Annotated in this window: 14 protein-coding genes; 11 read left to right on the forward strand and 3 right to left on the reverse strand. The window is 71.8% G+C overall.

Features of this window, described 5'->3' with window-relative positions; translation table 11 throughout:
* On the reverse strand, positions 1-308 hold a 308-nt coding region (locus ABZY44_RS01960; RefSeq protein ID WP_356649596.1), incomplete at its 3' end, for a class II glutamine amidotransferase.
* A 358-nt stretch (positions 309-666) separates the two neighbouring features.
* On the opposite strand from ABZY44_RS01960, the gene ABZY44_RS01965 reads away from it, so the two are divergent.
* On the forward strand, positions 667-1635 hold the full coding sequence (locus tag ABZY44_RS01965; RefSeq protein ID WP_356649597.1) for a hypothetical protein: 969 nt from the start codon (positions 667-669) through the stop codon (positions 1633-1635).
* 59 nt (positions 1636-1694) lie between these two features.
* On the opposite strand, the gene ABZY44_RS01970 is transcribed toward ABZY44_RS01965, so the two are convergent.
* On the reverse strand, positions 1695-1979 hold the full coding sequence (locus ABZY44_RS01970) for an amphi-Trp domain-containing protein (protein ID WP_356649598.1): 285 nt from the start codon (positions 1977-1979) through the stop codon (positions 1695-1697).
* Positions 1980-2224: 245 nt separating this feature from the next.
* Here ABZY44_RS01970 and ABZY44_RS01975 point away from each other — a divergent pair, with 245 nt between their 5' ends.
* The 10 genes from ABZY44_RS01975 to ABZY44_RS02020 all read left to right on the forward strand — a co-directional run bounded on the left by ABZY44_RS01975 (position 2225) and on the right by ABZY44_RS02020 (position 13955).
* Positions 2225-2551, forward strand: coding sequence for a carboxymuconolactone decarboxylase family protein (locus ABZY44_RS01975; protein ID WP_356649599.1), 327 nt, complete (start codon positions 2225-2227; stop codon positions 2549-2551).
* 37 nt (positions 2552-2588) lie between these two features.
* Positions 2589-4019: a DUF2252 domain-containing protein gene (locus ABZY44_RS01980; RefSeq protein WP_356649600.1), complete on the forward strand. Its 1431-nt coding sequence runs from the start codon at positions 2589-2591 to the stop codon at positions 4017-4019.
* A 277-nt stretch (positions 4020-4296) separates the two neighbouring features.
* A complete protein-coding gene (locus ABZY44_RS01985; protein WP_356649601.1) occupies positions 4297-5691 on the forward strand; it encodes a chloride channel protein in 1395 nt (464 codons plus the stop codon).
* Positions 5692-5768: 77 nt separating this feature from the next.
* Positions 5769-6695 (forward strand): aldose 1-epimerase family protein, encoded by a 927-nt coding sequence (locus tag ABZY44_RS01990; protein ID WP_356649602.1) that lies wholly within the window; start codon positions 5769-5771, stop codon positions 6693-6695.
* 35 nt (positions 6696-6730) lie between these two features.
* On the forward strand, positions 6731-7675 hold the full coding sequence (locus ABZY44_RS01995) for a cyclase family protein (RefSeq protein WP_356649603.1): 945 nt from the start codon (positions 6731-6733) through the stop codon (positions 7673-7675).
* Positions 7676-7823: 148 nt separating this feature from the next.
* Positions 7824-9404 (forward strand): GMC family oxidoreductase, encoded by a 1581-nt coding sequence (locus ABZY44_RS02000; protein WP_356649736.1) that lies wholly within the window; start codon positions 7824-7826, stop codon positions 9402-9404.
* A 166-nt stretch (positions 9405-9570) separates the two neighbouring features.
* Positions 9571-10410 (forward strand): SDR family oxidoreductase, encoded by an 840-nt coding sequence (locus ABZY44_RS02005; protein ID WP_356649604.1) that lies wholly within the window; start codon positions 9571-9573, stop codon positions 10408-10410.
* A 39-nt stretch (positions 10411-10449) separates the two neighbouring features.
* Positions 10450-11934: a cytochrome ubiquinol oxidase subunit I gene (locus ABZY44_RS02010; RefSeq protein ID WP_356649605.1), complete on the forward strand. Its 1485-nt coding sequence runs from the start codon at positions 10450-10452 to the stop codon at positions 11932-11934.
* Entirely contained in the window at positions 11934-12986 is a 1053-nt protein-coding gene (locus tag ABZY44_RS02015; protein ID WP_356649606.1) for a cytochrome d ubiquinol oxidase subunit II, read from the forward strand. The genes ABZY44_RS02010 and ABZY44_RS02015 overlap by 1 nt, the downstream gene beginning before the upstream one ends.
* A gap of 114 nt (positions 12987-13100) precedes the next feature.
* On the forward strand, positions 13101-13955 hold the full coding sequence (locus ABZY44_RS02020) for a cation:proton antiporter (RefSeq protein WP_356649607.1): 855 nt from the start codon (positions 13101-13103) through the stop codon (positions 13953-13955).
* Positions 13956-13970: 15 nt separating this feature from the next.
* Here ABZY44_RS02020 and ABZY44_RS02025 read toward each other — a convergent pair whose 3' ends face one another.
* Complete coding sequence (locus ABZY44_RS02025) at positions 13971-15809, reverse strand: glycoside hydrolase family 15 protein (RefSeq protein ID WP_356649608.1); 1839 nt, start codon at positions 15807-15809, stop codon at positions 13971-13973.
* Positions 15810-15944: the final 135 nt, after the last annotated feature.

Consider the following 15944-nt stretch of genomic DNA (forward strand, 5'->3'; position numbering starts at 1 on the left):
AACGGGTGGCAGTTCGACTGCTGGACCGCGGTCCCGGTCGACGCCCGGATGTGGGCGAAGAACAACGGGGAGCGGACGTGGTCGGCCATCTCCCGAAGGTTGCGGTTGTTCCAGGCGGGACCGACGTCCCGCAGGAGCGCCGGGGTGTGGTTGTCCTCGGAGTACCAGCCGATGCCGAACCCGTCCCCGTTCGTCGTCTCCACACCCAGCTTGGAGTGCAGGCTCTGGTCGATCAGCGAGTGGGCGGGTTTGTACAGGATGGTGTCGAGCAGCATGGGGGTTCCCGAATAGGCGAGCCATCGGCACATGAGCCATCACCTGTGTTTCAACCGTACGTACGGGCCGGCGGGATCCCGGTGGCCCCGGCTTCCGGAATCTTCGGTGAGTTCGCCCGTCGCCCGGCTGCTGCGCCCCGGCCGGCCTGTCGACTTCGCGTGGAGCGCCTGACTCCACCGCGCGGCGGGCAACGCCGCATGCTCATTCTCACCTCACTCGTCGTGTATCGCCATGCGGGTGACCGCGAAGCCCCCACCCGCGGGAGGACCGACGGGTCGGGCCCGTCACCACCCTCCTCACGGCCCGGTGATCCGGCTCGCGCGGGAATTTCCCGGCTGCGATGGTGGGGGGAGGGACCGTTCGTCGCAGCCCGCGTCCTCGGGAGGTCTCATGTCGCACGCCTTCTCGACCGCCGCGCGGCGACTGCCCGCCACGGCGCTCGCCTGCGGGGCATGCCTGGTCGCGCTGGTGCCCGGTCCGGCGCGGGCGTTCAGCGGCGGTAACCACGAGAAGATCACGCGCGCCGCCCTGAGCTGGGAGCCCGGGTCGCTGTCGGCGATGGCCGATTCCCGCCAGGGGGCGATCGTGGCCGACGACCAGGGCGACTACTTCGGCCTCGGCATCCTGCACTGCGACAACGCCGACTACCTCGCCCCGCGGTACGGGTCCGCGTACCCGCGTACCCGTGACGAGGCGACCACCGAACTGCTCGCCTGCGTCCGCGGCTCCGTCGCCCGCCAGCGGGCCGCCGTCCGCGATGCCGACGGGCTGGTCGACGCCCAGGGCCGGATCGTCCCGGGCCAGAGCGCGCTGGACCCTCCGTGCACGTGGAACGAGAGGCCGGACCGCGCCAAGTGCGACGTCCTGGAACAGCTCGGCCGCGGCTGGCACGCGATCGAGGACTTCTACTCCCACGGCAACTGGTCCGACAAGGCCGACGGCTCGGCCCCGGTCGGCCTCACCCATCCGCCCGGCCTGAACCGGACCACCGTCGCGCCGTTCTTCGACATCCGCCGCTACAGCTCCATGAACGACGCCGACTGGACGCGGGAAGCCGCCCGGCTGATCCCCGAGGACCTGGCCACCGGCTGCTACCCCGACTTCGATTCGACCGGTGTCAAGCCCGTCGACTGCTCCGGACGCATCAAGCACAACGGCACCCTCAACAAGGACACCGAGGCCTCCAGGCGTTCGGGGAACGGCAACTTCCAGCGGGCTTCCGAGCTTGCCTCCCGGGACATAGCCCGCCAGTGGAAGGACTTCACGGCAGAGCTCGTCGAGACCTACCCCGAGCACGGGCGCGGTGAGCAGATGGTCTGCGCGCTCACCCACGACGACCCCGCGTCCAGCTGCCGCTGAACGGCCCCCGGGGCAGGGCCACCGTCGCCGGCCCGGCCGGCCGCCCGCCGGCACCGCCCCTACCCGGTGCCGGCCTCCGTCCGCGACGGCGCGCCCCCGGACGGCGCGCCATCGGGCGGCGCGGTGCGCCACTTGAGTTCGATCTCCAGCTCGATCTCCCCGTCGCCGACCTCGACCTCGATCTCGGTGCGCAGTTCGTCAGGGATCCGCAGGGTCAACGTCCCCGGACCGAGATCCAGTTCGGCGTTGCCGCCGTGCCTCAGTGCCTCCGCGAGCGCGGAGAGCCGATCAGCGGCCTCGAGGCGTGACAGTGAACTCTTCTGCTCGAACGAGAGGTCCTTCACGGATGCCTCCAATCCGCCAGGAACAGCGGGCACGGCGGGAACAGCGGGTGAGGCTCATTGTGACGCCGCGCGGCAGGCCGGGCATCCCCGGGCCGGGTGCGTCCCGCGCCCCATGCGCCGTACCCCGTGAGGTCCTAGAGTGAAGTGGAGGCATGCCCGTGATCAACGCGTGGAGGGCACCGCTTCTTCACCGCTCCACTCACTCCCCGAGCTCGGGCGGGACGACACCCCGGAGGACGTGCGACATGTCCACTGCATCCGAAACCCCGGTCCTGGACACCCTCGTCGCCATGACGGGCGACTCGCTCGAACGGTGCGGGCTGGCACCGGACATGCTGCTGCTCACCCGTATCGCGGCGCTCGCCGCCTCGGACGCCCCGCCGATCTCGTACGCCGCCCACATCGACCCCGCCCTCAAGGCCGGGCTGACCGCCGAGCAGTTGCAGGACGTGCTGGTCGCCATCGCCCCCATCGTGGGCACCGCCCGCGTCATGACGGCAGCCGGCAACATCGCCACGGCCCTGGGCATCGCGATCGCCGTCGCCGAGGCCGAGATCGACTCCCGGGGCTGACGCGACGGACCGCTGGGCCCAGGGCAGGAGTGCACCGATGTCCCAGAACGCGATCACCGCGATGCGCGCGGTGCCCCACAGCACACCGGAGGAACGGGCGGCCCACGGCAAGGCGGCCCGGCGCCGCTCGCCGCGGTCGTCGCACGCCGTGTACGAACCGTCCTCGGACAGGCCGGACCCCCTGGCGATCCTGGAGGCGCAGTCCGCGGCGCGGGTGCCCGAACTGGTCCCGATCCGCTACAGCAGGATGTCCGAGTCTCCCTTCCGGTTCTACCGGGGAGCCGCCGCGATCATGGCGTCCGACCTGGCCGGCAGTCCCGACACGGGGATCACGACCCAGCTGTGCGGCGACGCGCACCTGCTGAACTTCCGGCTGCTGGCCTCGCCGGAGCGGCGGCTGATGTTCGACATCAACGACTTCGACGAGACGCTGCCCGGTCCCTGGGAGTGGGACGTCAAACGGCTGTCCACGAGTCTGGTGATCGCCGCCCGGGCGAACGGCTTCGACGACCGCGAACGCGCACGGATCGTCCAGACGGCCGTCCGCGCCTACCGTGAGGCGATGACCGGCTTCGCCGGCATGGGCGACCTCGAGGTCTGGTACGCGAAGATCGACGCGGACCGCCTGGAGGCCCTCGCCACACAGCAGCTCCACAAACGCGGCCAGAAGAAGCTGTCCAGTGCCATGGCCAGGGCCCGCTCGCACGACAGCCTGCAGGTCTTCGACAAGCTCACGGAGGTGGTGGACGGCCGGCCGAGGATCGCGCCGGACCCCCCGCTGCTGGTGCCGATGGCCGACCTGCTGCCGGACGTCGAGCGCAGCGCGTTCCTGCGCCAGTGCCGCAGCCTGCTCGAGCACTACGGCCATACGCTGAGCAGCGACCGGCGGGTCCTCCTGGAGGACTACCAACTCGCCGACGTGGCGCGCAAGGTGGTCGGCGTCGGCAGCGTCGGCACCCGCTGCTGGATCTTCCTGCTCCTCGGCCGCGACGGCCGGGACCCGCTCTTCCTCCAGGCCAAGGAGGCGGACACCTCCGTACTCGCCGAGCACGTCGGCGCGAGCATGTACCGCAACCAGGGCGAGCGCGTGGTCGCCGGACAGCGGTTGATGCAGGCCGCGAGCGACATCTTCCTCGGCTGGCAGCGGGTGGACGGGATCGACGGCAGGCGGCGCGACTTCTACATCCGCCAGCTACGCGACTGGAAGGGCATCGCCATGCCGGAGACCATGTCACCCCGACAGCTGGCGGCCTTCGGCGACGTGTGCGGCACCACCCTCGCCCGCGCGCACGCGCGTTCCGGGGACCGGATCGCGATCGCCGCGTACCTGGGCCGCGGCGAAGCCTTCGAGCGGGCGCTCACCACGTTCTCCGAGGCCTACGCCGACCAGAACGAACGCGACCACCGGGCCCTGGTCGACGCGGTGCGCGAGGGCCGGCTGCCGGCGCAGGAAGTGCCGGCGGCCTGACCGCACGCCCCGCACCTGACCGCACGCCCCGCCGGGGGCCGCAGGCCCAGGCCTTCCGGCCGCCCTGCGGCGCTCCGCGGACCCTGACCCCCGGCCCGGTCCGGACATGCGAAGCCTCCGGCCGGATGCTGCAATGGCTCTGACGCCGTGCCCCGCGGCGGCACGGCCGTCAAGACGATCAGCCCGAGGTCTTCCGACCGGCGCGCTCTTCACGGACCGGAGGGGACCGGACGCCTCGCCTGGAACGGACATGATGAACCGAGACGGGAAACATCCCATGACGGTGTCGGATCCGCGCCCCGCGGGGCCTGCCGAGGGGACACAGCCCGAAGAGGCTGACCAGCTGCGCGCACTACTGCGCAGTCCCGGTTACCTCAAGGCGCTGGCGTTCTGCGCCCTCGTCGGTGTTCCGGTGTCGCTGGTGGCGTTCTGGTTCCTGGTCTCCCTGCACGAGCTGGAGCAGCTGATGTGGTCCGCTCTGCCGCAGGCACTGGGCTGGGACGCACCGCCGTGGTGGTGGCCGCTGCCGCTGCTGCTGGTGGCCGGCGTGGCCGTCGGGCTCGTGGTCACCCACCTTCCCGGCGCCGGCGGTCACATCCCCGCCGGGGGACTGCACACGGGCGGCAGCTCGGCGAGAGCACTGCCCGGCGTGATCCTCGCCGCCCTGATCAGTCTTCCCCTCGGCGCCACGCTCGGCCCGGAGGCCCCCTTGATCGCCCTCGGTGGCGGCCTCGTCCTGCTCTTCAGGGATCTTGCGCGGGCCCCCGCGACGGCCAAGAGCACGGCGCTCCTCGGCGCGGCGGGAGCCGCGGCCGCAGTCGCGGTGATCTTCGGCAGCCCGCTGGTGGCCGGGGTCCTGCTCATCGAGGTGGCCGGGGTGGGCGGACCGCAGCTGTTCGCGGTCATGCTGCCCGCGCTGCTGTCGAGCGGGGTGGGCTCGCTCGTGTTCACCGGCCTCGGCCGCTGGACCGGTCTCGACGCGCCGAGCCTCTCCGTGAAGCTGGGCGTGCCCGAACCGCACCTCGACGCCGGGGACGTGCTCTGGGCGGTCCCGATGGCCGTGGTCATCGGTGCCCTCCTGCATCTGATCATGCGAGGAGGGCGGCTGACCGCGCGGTTCGTCGCGAAGCGTCCCGTCCCCCGTACGACCCTGTGCGCCCTGGGGGCCGGCGTCTGCTCCGCCGTGTACGCGCTCACCACCGGCCGCTCGCCCGCGAACGTGGCCTCCTCCGGCCAGACGACGCTGAGCCGGATGACCGCCGATCCGCACGCCTGGGGGGTCGGGGCCCTGATCGCCGTGGTGCTCTGCACGGCCGTCGCCTACTCCCTGTGCCTGGGCAGTCTCCGGGGCGGCCCCGTGTTCCCCTCGCTCTTCCTGGGCTGCGCCGTGGGTGTGCTGCTCGCGCCCCTGCCGGGCCTCGGGGTCGTACCGGGAATGGCCGCGGGCATGGCGGCCGCGACGACCAGCGCCCTGCGGCTGCCGGTCAGCAGCATCGTGCTCGTCGTCCTGGTGCTCGGCAGCGTCGCCATGACCCCCGTGGTGATCATCGCAGCCGTCGTGGCCTTCGTGACGACCCAGCTGCTGCCGCCCGGGCCCGCCGTTCCCGCCGTGGGCACCCCCGCGGAGCCGCCGGCCGGACCTCCCCCCTCCGGCGCGCCCGGCTCCGCCTGAGGCCACCGGCGGGCCGTGGTGGAAGCCGCCGCCCAGCAGCCGCCCAGCTCCGCACCGTACCGACAGAGGAGCCGCACATGCCCCCCACGGCATCAGGACAGCAGTGGCGGCTGAGCCACGGCACACAGGCGGCGGTGGTGGTCGAGCTGGGCGGAGCCCTGCGCCACTACGAGGTGGACGGGCGGCCGCTGCTCGACGGATTCGCCGCCGGTGAACGGATCACGGGCGGACGGGGACAGCTCCTCGTGCCCTGGCCGAACCGGGTGGGCGGCGGGCGCTACCGCTTCGGAGGCGAGGACCTGCACCTCCCGCTGACGGAACCGGAGAACGGCAACGCGATCCACGGGCTCCTGCGCTGGGTGCCGTGGCGGCTGCTCGCCCGCGGCGAGGACGCGGTCACGGTGGGCGCCGTCCTCTTCCCCCAGCCGGGATACCCGTACCAGCTGGAGGTCGCCGCCGAGTACCGGCTCGGCCCGGAGGGGCTCGAGACCACCGTCACGGCCACCAACGTGGGGGACGGGGCCGCGCCCTACGGCGTGGGCCAGCACCCCTACCTGACCGTGGGCACCGACCTGGTGGACACCGCGCTGCTGACCGTGCCGGCCCGCCACCGGCTCGGCGGCGACGAACACGGCCTGCCGACCGGTGAGGAGCCGGTCGAGGGCACGGCGTACGACTTCCGCGCTCCCCGGCCCATCGGCGGGGTACGGCTGGACACCGCCTATAGGGGGCTCGACCGGGACCCCGCCGGGCACTGTGCGGTCCGGCTGGCGCACCCGTCGGGGAGCCACGGCGTCGACGTACGGCTCATGGACGGCGTCCGGTACGTGCAGGTCTACACCGGGGACACCCTGGCGGAGCCCGGGCGGCGCCGGCGCGGCGTCGCCGTCGAGCCGATGTCGTGCCCGGCCGACGCCTTCCGCAGCGGCACGGCGCTCACCGTCCTGGAGCCGGGCGCGAGCCATGTCCTGCGATGGGGCCTGGCCCCGTGGGGGTCCTGGTGACCCCCGACACCGGGCCGTCGACGACGCCACCGCCCATGACGGGTGACGCCTTCCGGGCCCTGTACGAGGAACTGCGCGGCGCGAGTCCGCGCGCCCCGGACGACCGGCGCGGCACGCTCGGCCACCTGACGCCCGAGCGCGTGGTGGCCGCCGCCCGCGAGGTCCGCTCCGGTCGGACGGTGTCCCTGGCCGCGCCCATCGAAACCCTGCCCGGACCGGACAATCCCGACCCCGCGCAGCACCGGATGATCGCCCCCGCAGCCGGTGAGACCGCAGCCCGTGAGACCGCCGCCGGTGGGACCGCGGACGCGGGGCTGCGCTTCGCACGCGACCGGTTCGCGATGAACGTGCACGGCGACGCGGACAGTCATCTCGACGCGCTCTGCCACGTCGTGTTCGACGGGGAGCTCTACAACGGCGTGCCGGCGAGCAGCGTGACGTCCCGGGGCGCCCGGGCGCTCTCCGTCGAGGTCGTCCGGGACGGCATCGTCGGCCGTGGTGTGCTCCTGGACGTTCCGAGGCTGCGGGGCGTGCCCTGGCTGGAGCCCGGGGAGCACGTCACCGAGGCCGACCTGACCGCGGCGGAGGCGGCCCAGGGCGTCCGGGTCGGGCCGGGGGACCTGCTGTTCGTACGGGTCGGGCACCGCCCGCGGCGCGAGGAGCGCGGGGCGTGGAACGCCGCGCGGGCCCGGGCCGGCCTCCATCCCACGGCCGTACGGTTCCTGGCCGAGCGGCAGGTGGCCGCCCTGGGCTCGGACGGCAACAACGACACCGCCCCCAGCGCGGTCGCCGGGGTCGGCTTCCCCGTGCACGTGCTGGCGGTGCACGCCATGGGGCTGCCCCTGATGGACTACCTGCAGTTCGAGGAGTTGACCCGGGCGTGCGCCCGGGAGGGCCGTTGGTCCTTCCTGAGCGTGGTGGCCCCGCTCAGACTGCCGTCGGCCACCGGCTCGCCCGTGAACCCGATCGCCGTGCTGTGACGGCCGGGCAGGGGCTCCGCGTCCGGTCGCCGTACCGGGGAACGGGGGCTACGTTCGAAGAGGTGGGGTGGCTTCCGCGCCCCGGCAGCACGCGGCGAGAGGGCCCCGTGACAGGGCGGGACCCGTGAGCGCAAGGACGGTGGTCGCCGTGGGCGACTCCCCGCACTACGACGTCGTCATCATCGGTTCGGGAGCGGGCGGCGGTACGCTCGCCCACCGGCTCGCCCCGACCGGCAAACGGGTACTCATCCTCGAACGCGGTGGCTACCTCCCGCGCGAGCGGGACAACTGGGACTCCACCGCCGTGTTCGTCAAGGGCAAGTACCGCGCCCCGGAGTTCTGGCTGGACAAGCACGGCGACGCGTTCCCGCCCGAGGTCAACTACTACGTCGGGGGGAACACCAAGTTCTACGGCGCCGCCCTCTTCAGGCTGCGGCCCGAGGACTTCGGGGAGATCCGCCACCACGGCGGGCTGTCGCCGGCCTGGCCGATCCGGTACGAGGACCTGGAGCCCTACTACACCGAGGCCGAGCACCTCTACCTGGTCCACGGCCGCCACGGTGAGGACCCGTGGGAAGGCCCGTACAGCGCTCAGTACGCACACCCCCCGGTCGAGCACGAGCCGCGGATCCAGCAGTTGAGCGACGACCTGGAGAAGCGGGGCCTGCACCCCTTCCACCTGCCCATCGGCGTCGACCTGCGGCAGGACGAGAACGGTCGGGCGACCAGCTCCAGCGCCTGCATCCGCTGTGACCGCGTGGACGGCTTCCCCTGCCTGCTGCGCGCCAAGTCGGACGCCCAGGTGATCTGCGTGGAGCCGGCCCTGCGCCACCCGAACGTCGAGATGATCACCCATGCGCGGGTGGTCCGGCTGGAGACCGATCCGGCCGGACGCCGTGTCAGCGGCGTCGTGACCCGGAGCGAGGACGGGGCGGAGACCTCCTACACCGCGGACATCGTGGTCGTCGCCTGCGGGGCGGTGAACTCGGCGGCGCTCCTCCTGGCCTCGGCCGGCGACCACCACCCCCGCGGCCTGGCGAACAGCTCCGGCGTGGTCGGCCGGCACTACATGCGCCACAACAACCTGGCCCTCATGGCCCTTTCGAAGGAGCCCAACGACACGAAGTTCCAGAAGACCCTGGCCCTGCACGACTGGTACCTGGGGGCCGACGACTGGGACTACCCGCTGGGCGGCATCCAGATGCTCGGCAAGTCGGACGCCGACCAGATCCACGGTGAGGCGCCCCGCTGGGCGGGTGCCGTGGCTCCCGACATGCCCTTCGAGGTCATGGCCCACCACGCGGTCGACTTCTGGCTGTGCGGCGAGGACCTCCCCCTCCCCGACAACCGGGTCACCGTCGACGGCGACGGCACCATCCGTCTCGTGCTCGACGAGAAGAACAACATCGAGGGGCTCAAACGCCTGCGGCACAAGCTCCAGGGCATGCTCAGCCATCTGGGGATGCACGAGCACCAGCTCCTGACGCGCAGCATCTACCTCCACAAGGGCATGCCGATCGGTGCCACGGCGCACCAGGCCGGGACCGTGCGGTTCGGCGAGGACCCGGACTCCTCCGCCCTGGACGTGAACTGCAAGGCCCACGACCTGGACAACCTGTACGTGGTCGACACGAGCTTCTTCCCGAGCATCGGCGCGGTCAATCCGTCCCTCACGGCGATCGCGAACGCCCTGCGGGTCGGCGACCACCTGGCGGAACGGCTGGGCTGACCCGCGCCGTCCTCCGACCGGGCGTTGATGCTCGGCCGCGTGGCCCAAGACGGCCTCACCCGCCACCCCGATCACCGAGGGGGGTGCTTTGGTGGTGCGGACCCTGCCGGGCCGCGGTCCGGCGGACCGGACGGACCGGACCGGGCATACGAGGAGGCGGCCGATCGTGAGTTCCACCGAAGGTGTACCGCGGGGAGCGATCTCCGCTGACCTGCTCAAGGGTCAGAAGGCGCTGGTCACCGGCGCCAACAGCGGGATCGGAAAGGCCACGGCCATCGGCCTGGGCCGGGCCGGCGCCGACGTGGTCGTGAACTACGTCGCCGGCGCCGAAGAAGCCGAAAAGGTGGTGGCGGAGATCAGGTCGTTCGGCGTGCGCGCCGCCGCGTACGAGGCGGACGTGTCCCAGGAGGACCAGGTCGTGGCCATGACGGACCGGATGGTCCAGGAGTTCGGCACGATCGACATCCTGGTCGCCAACGCCGGCCTGCAGCGCGACGCCCGGTTCGAGGAGATGACGCTCGCCCAGTGGCAGAAGGTGCTGGACGTCAACCTCACGGGTCAGTTCCTCTGCGCGCGGGAAGCGACGAAGGAGTTCCTGCGGCGCGGCGTGGTCCCGGAGGTGTCCCGCGCGGCCGGGAAGATCATCTGCATGAGCTCGGTGCACCAGATCATTCCCTGGGCGGGGCACGCGAACTACGCCTCCTCCAAGGGGGGCGTGCAGATGCTGATGGCGACCCTGGCCCAGGAGCTCGGGCCCAAGAAGATCCGCGTGAACGCGATCGCTCCCGGAGCCATCAAGACACCGATCAACCGGGACGCGTGGGAGACGCCCGAGGCCCGGAAGGATCTGCTGCGGCTGATCCCGTACGAGCGCATCGGCGAACCGGAGGACATCGCCCACGCGGCGGTGGCCCTCGCCTCCGACCTCATGGACTACGTGGTGGGCACGACGCTCTACGTGGACGGCGGGATGACCCTCTTCCCCGGCTTCGCCACCGGCGGCTGATCCTCCTCCGGCCCGTCCTCCCGAGCGGCAAAGGAACGCATGCACACCACGGTCCACCTGCTGGCGGCAGACGCCCCCGCCCAACTGCTCCCGGCCCGGGAGCTCATGGCGTTCACCCTCGCCTCCCACATCATCCTGGTGCCGATGGGAGTGGCACTGCCGCTCATCACCCTCGTCATGCACTACCGCGGCCTGCGCGGGAACGACGCCACCGCCCTGCTGCTGGCCCGGCGCTGGTCGGCCGTGATGGCCGTGCAGTTCGCGATCGGCGTCGTCACCGGCACCGTACTGTCGTTCGAATTCGGCCTGCTCTGGCCCGGGCTGATGGGCAGGTGGGGCGACGTCTTCGGCATCGGGTTCGGTGTCGAGGCCTGGGCGTTCTTCCTCGAAGCGGTGCTCATCGCCATCTACCTGTACGGCTGGCGCAGGCTGAAGCCGCGCACCCACTTCCTGCTCGGGCTCCCGCTGCCGGCCACCGCGCTGCTGGGCGCCTTCGGCATCTTGGCCGCCAACTCGTGGATGAACACCCCCCAGGGGTTCTCGCTCGACTCCCAGGGCGACCCGGTCGACGTCGACGTCTGGAAGGCCGTCTTCACCCCGATGTTCGGGCCCCAGTACTGGCACTTCGTGGTGGCGATGCTGGTGACGGCGGGCTACGTCGTGGCGGGCGTCTACGCCGTCGGATGGCTGCGCGGCCGCCGGGACCACTACCACCGGCTCGGCTTCGCGGTCCCCTTCACCCTCGCCGCGGTGGCCACCCCGGTGCAGTTCGTCCTGGGGGACTCGATCGCCCGGCAGGTGTTCCAGAAGCAGCCCGTGAAGTTCGCCGCGATGGAGATCGTCTGGGAGACCGACACCCACGTTCCGGAGTACCTCTTCGGCCGGCTCCATCCGGACGGCACCGTCTCCGGCGGCATCAAGGTCCCCCAGCTCGACTCCATCCTGGCCGGGTTCAGCCCGGACACGAAGGTGACCGGCCTGACCTCCGTGCCGGCCGCTGACCGGCCGAACGCCACGCAGGCCACGATCGCCCACTGGGCCTTCGACACCATGGTCGGGCTCGGCAGCGTGCTCCTGCTCCTCGCCCTCGTCTACGGCCTGATCTGGCTGCGCCATCGCCGGCTGCCCCGCTCCAAGTGGTTCTACCGCAGCGCCGCCTGCGCCGGCGTCGGCTCCGTCGTCGCCGTCGAATGCGGCTGGATCACCACCGAGGTGGGGCGCCAGCCCTGGATCGTCTACCAGAACATGCGCGTCGCGGAGGCCGTGACCTCGACCCGCTCCACCACCCTGTGGATCATGTTCGGCCTGGTGGTCGTGATCTACCTGTTCATCTTCGGGGCGTTCCTCGTCGTCCTGCTGAAGATGCGCGACCGCTGGCGCCTGGCCGACGAGCGGGCGGACGGGCGGCCGGTGGAGGACCCGGAGGGGGTCACCCCCTACGGCCCGCGCCCACCCGTCCCGGCCGGCGACGCCCCGTCGCACGGAGACAGCGGCTCCGCCGCACCCGGGGCCGGTGAACGCTGATGGCCGACCTCGTCGCTTTCGTGATGCTGCTCGCCGTGACCGCGTACGCCTGCGCCGGCGGGACCGACTACGGGGCGGGCTTCTGGGACCTGACGGCCGGCGGAGCCGAGCGCGGCAAGCGCCCCAGATGGCTGATCGACCACGCCATGGCGCCCGTGTGGGAGGTCAACAACGTCTGGCTGGTCTTCGTCCTCATCCTCATGTGGACCGGGTTCCCCGTGCTGTTCCAGACGGTGTTCACCGCCATGTGGCTCCCCCTCGCGCTGGCCGCCCTCGGCATGGTGCTGCGCGGCGCCGGATTCGCCCTGCGCAAACCCAGCCGCCGGCTGGCCCGGCGCCGTCTCTACGGCGCCTTGTTCGCCATCGCCTCCCTGCTCACCCCGTTCTTCCTCGGGGCGGCCGTCGGCGCCGTCGCCACCGGCCGGATCGCACCGGGCACCGAAGCCTCGGCGGACGCGTGGGCCAACTCCGCGTCCCTCCTGTTCGGGCTCGTCACGGTCGCCGGGACCGCGCTCCTCGGCGCCGTGTTCCTGACCGCCGACGCCGTGCGCTTCGACGCACCCGACCTCGTCGGCTACTTCCGGCTCCGCGCCCTCGCCAGTCTCGTCGCGGTCGCCCTGACGGCTGTGGGCGTGCTCCTCGTCACCCGCGGCGACGCCCCCCACGTCTGGCACGGACTGACCCACGGTGCGGGGCTCGCCCTCGCGATCGTGTCGGCGGTGTGCTTCGCCGCCACGGGACTCCTCGTGCTGCGGGGACGGACGCACTGGGCCCGCTTCGGCGCCGTCGCCACCGTCGGCGCGGCCGTCCTGGCCTGGGGGCTCGCGCAGCGCCCCTACCTCATCCCCACGTCCCTGACCGTGGCGGACGGGGCGGGCGATTCCCAGACGCTGGTCTGGCTGTCGGTGGTCAGCTTCGTCGCCCTGCTGCTCGTCGCCCCGGCCGTCTTCCTCCTGTACTGGCTGGACACCCATGGCGAGCTGGAGCCCCTCACCGAGGGAGACCTGCGACGGACCGGCCCCGCGACGGGTGACGTGGCCGACCACGAGTGACCTCGCGGCGCCGCACCGACCCCGCGGCCGCGTTCCCGTCCACCGACGGGAACGCGGCCGCCGGAACCTCGTCGAGTCCCCCGTCGCGCCCGTGCGACGAGGAAGGAAACCGCTGTGAGCGAGGAAGACATCCTCCTCGGCATCGCCCTGGTCGTGGCCCTGGCCGCCGCCTGCCAGATCCTCGCCGGCAAACTGCGCGTCCCCGCGCTGATCCTTCTGCTTCCGGCCGGCTTCGCCGCCGGCGCCCTCACCGATGTCATCCATCCGGACCAGCTGATCGGGGAGTCCTTCTCCGCCCTGGTGTCGCTGTCCGTGGCGGTGATCCTCTACGACGCCGGTCTCGGCCTCGACCTGCGCAACCTCACCGGCCACACGCGTGCGGTCGTGGGCAGGCTGCTGCTCTTCGGCGTGGCCTTCACCTTCCTGGCGGTCTGCGCCGTCGCCCCGGCCCTGTTCAGCCGGTCGGCGGGGCTCGACGTGCAGATGTGGGCGGGACTGGGCGAGGAACGCGAACGGATCAAGGACGCCGGAATCACACTGGCCCGAGGAGACCTGCTCGCGACGGCCACCAACCCCCGGGCACGGCTGGAGGGGGTCAACGCCGTCTTCCTGCTCACCGACGACGACGACTTCAACGCCCTCGCCTCGGTGCTGGTCGAGGACAACGTCGAGGGCCCCGTCTACCGGGTGGGACCCCCCCACGAGAGCCACGGTGTCGTCGCGCCCTACACGGGCGGCGCCGTCCTGTTCGGCGGCGCACCCGTCCGGCACGTCCTGGCGGCACGGTACGAACAGGGCGCACGGTTCCGGGTACAGCCCGCCTCCGATCCGCTCCCGCCGGGACACGAAACGCTGTTCGTGATCAGCGCCGACGGCCGGCTGGTTCCGGTCGACGGGACGCAGACCCTCACCCCGCAGGAGGGCGACCGCGTCGTTCTGCTCGGCCCCGTGCCGACGCAGGGGACGTAGGGGACGTCTCGTGCATCAGGGCCGTGACCGGTTCAGGGTGTCGTCCAGCGTGATGGCCGCATCGATGAGCGCGAGGTGGGTGAAGGCCTGCGGGAAGTTGCCGAGCTGGCGGCCCGTCAGGCCGATCTCCTCCGAGAACAGGCCCAGGTGGTTGGCGTACGTCATCATCTTCTCGAGCACGAGCCTGGCCTGATCGGCGCGGCCGGCCCGCGCCAGGGCGTCCACGTACATGAAGGTGCACAGGGAGAAGGTCCCCTCGGATCCCCGGAGACCGTCGGGCGAGGCCTCCGGGTTGTACCGGTAGACCAGACTGTCGGTGACCAGTTCGCGGTCCATCGCGTCCAGTGTGGAGGTCCACATCGGGTCGTCGGGCGTGATGAACCCGACCGTCGGCATCCGCAGCAGCGAGGAGTCGAGCACATCGCTGCCGTAGTGCTGGACGAAGGCCCTGCGGCCCGGGTCCCAGCCCTTCGCCAGGACCTGCTCGTAGATGCTGTCGCGCTCGGCGGTCCAGCGGCCGCTCTCGGCCGGCCTGCCGTGGTCGACCGCCAGCCGCAGCGCGCGGTCGAACGCGACCCAGGACATCACCCGGCCGTAGGTGAAGTGCTGGCGGCCGCCGCGGGTCTCCCACAGCCCCTCACCGGCCTGGTCCCAGTGGTCCACGAGCCAGTCGAGCAGCGTGCGCAGCGATGTCCAGCCCTGGATGTCCAGGTGGATGCCGTGCTGGTGGGCGAAGGAGATGCTGTCGACCGCCTCGCCGTAGATGTCCAGCTGCAACTGGGTCGCCGCGCCGTTGCCTATGCGCACCGGGGCGGATCCCTGGTACCCCTCCCAGTGCTCCAGGGTCTCTTCGTAGAGATCGGAGGAACCGTCCACCCGGTACATGATGTTCAGCGGTCCCGTGTCCGTGTCCCGGCCGGCCTTCTCCTTCACCCGGTCGCCCAGCCAGCCGATGAACGCCTTGGCCTCGTCGGTGAACCCCAGCCCCAGCAGGGCGTACACGGAGAAGGACGCGTCGCGGATCCAGGTGAACCGGTAGTCCCAGTTGCGCTCGCCGCCCAGTTGCTCCGGGAGCCCCGCCGTGGGGGCCGCCACCAGGGCGCCGCTGGGTGCGTACGTCATCAGTTTCAGCGTCACGGCGGAGCGCTCCACCGTCTCGCGCCACCGGCCCGTGTACGTCGACTGGCGGAGCCACGACCGCCAGTACTCCCTGGTGGCGGCGAAGAGCTCCTGGAACTCGGCGACACGGATGTCGCGCGGCGGGCCCTGCGCGGCCGACTCCATGATCATGCCCCGCTGCTGTCCGGCCTCGAGCGAGAGCGAGACGCGCAGGTCGTGATCGCCGGTGATGGTGTGCACCAGCCGGTCGTCCTCGGGTTCCCGCACCACGCTGAGGGTGAGTTCCAGGTCGTCCGAGGTGAACACCGCTCCGCTCTCGGTGAGGTGCAGCGTGTGGGGCCTGCGGCCGTAGTCGAACCGGGGCGCGATGTCGACCTGGAAGGTCATGCTGCCGCGTACGCAGCGGAGCATGCGCACCAGGCGGTGGCGGTCGGTGGCCGTCGTCCCCGTCACCGGCATGAAGTCGACGACCTCGCCGGCGCCGGTCTCGGTCATGAACCGCGTCACGAGGATCGCGGTGTCCGGCAGGTACAACTGCTTCGTGGTGTAGGCGCTGTCCGTCGGCTTGACCGTGAAGTGGCCGCCCTTCTCCCAGTCGAGGAGGGCGCCGAACACACTGGGAGAATCGAACCGGGGGCAGCAGAACCAGTCGATCGTTCCGTCCGTTGTCACCAGCGCCGCGGTTTGCAGATCGCCGATCAGACCGTGATTTTCGATCAGCGGGTAGTCAGCCATGGGAGAACCCCTTCCGCCCCCTTCCGACGTACCCAGTCAGCTTAGGCACGCATGTCCCGGCGAGCCTGCCGAGCGGGCCGCACCTGCGTCCGCGGGGACTCCGCCTTACGCTGGGAAAGCGTGCACTGGACGCCC

Origin of the sequence: Streptomyces sp. NPDC006544 (assembly GCF_040611715.1) — a bacterium.
Taxonomy (GTDB): Bacteria; Actinomycetota; Actinomycetes; order Streptomycetales; family Streptomycetaceae; genus Streptomyces.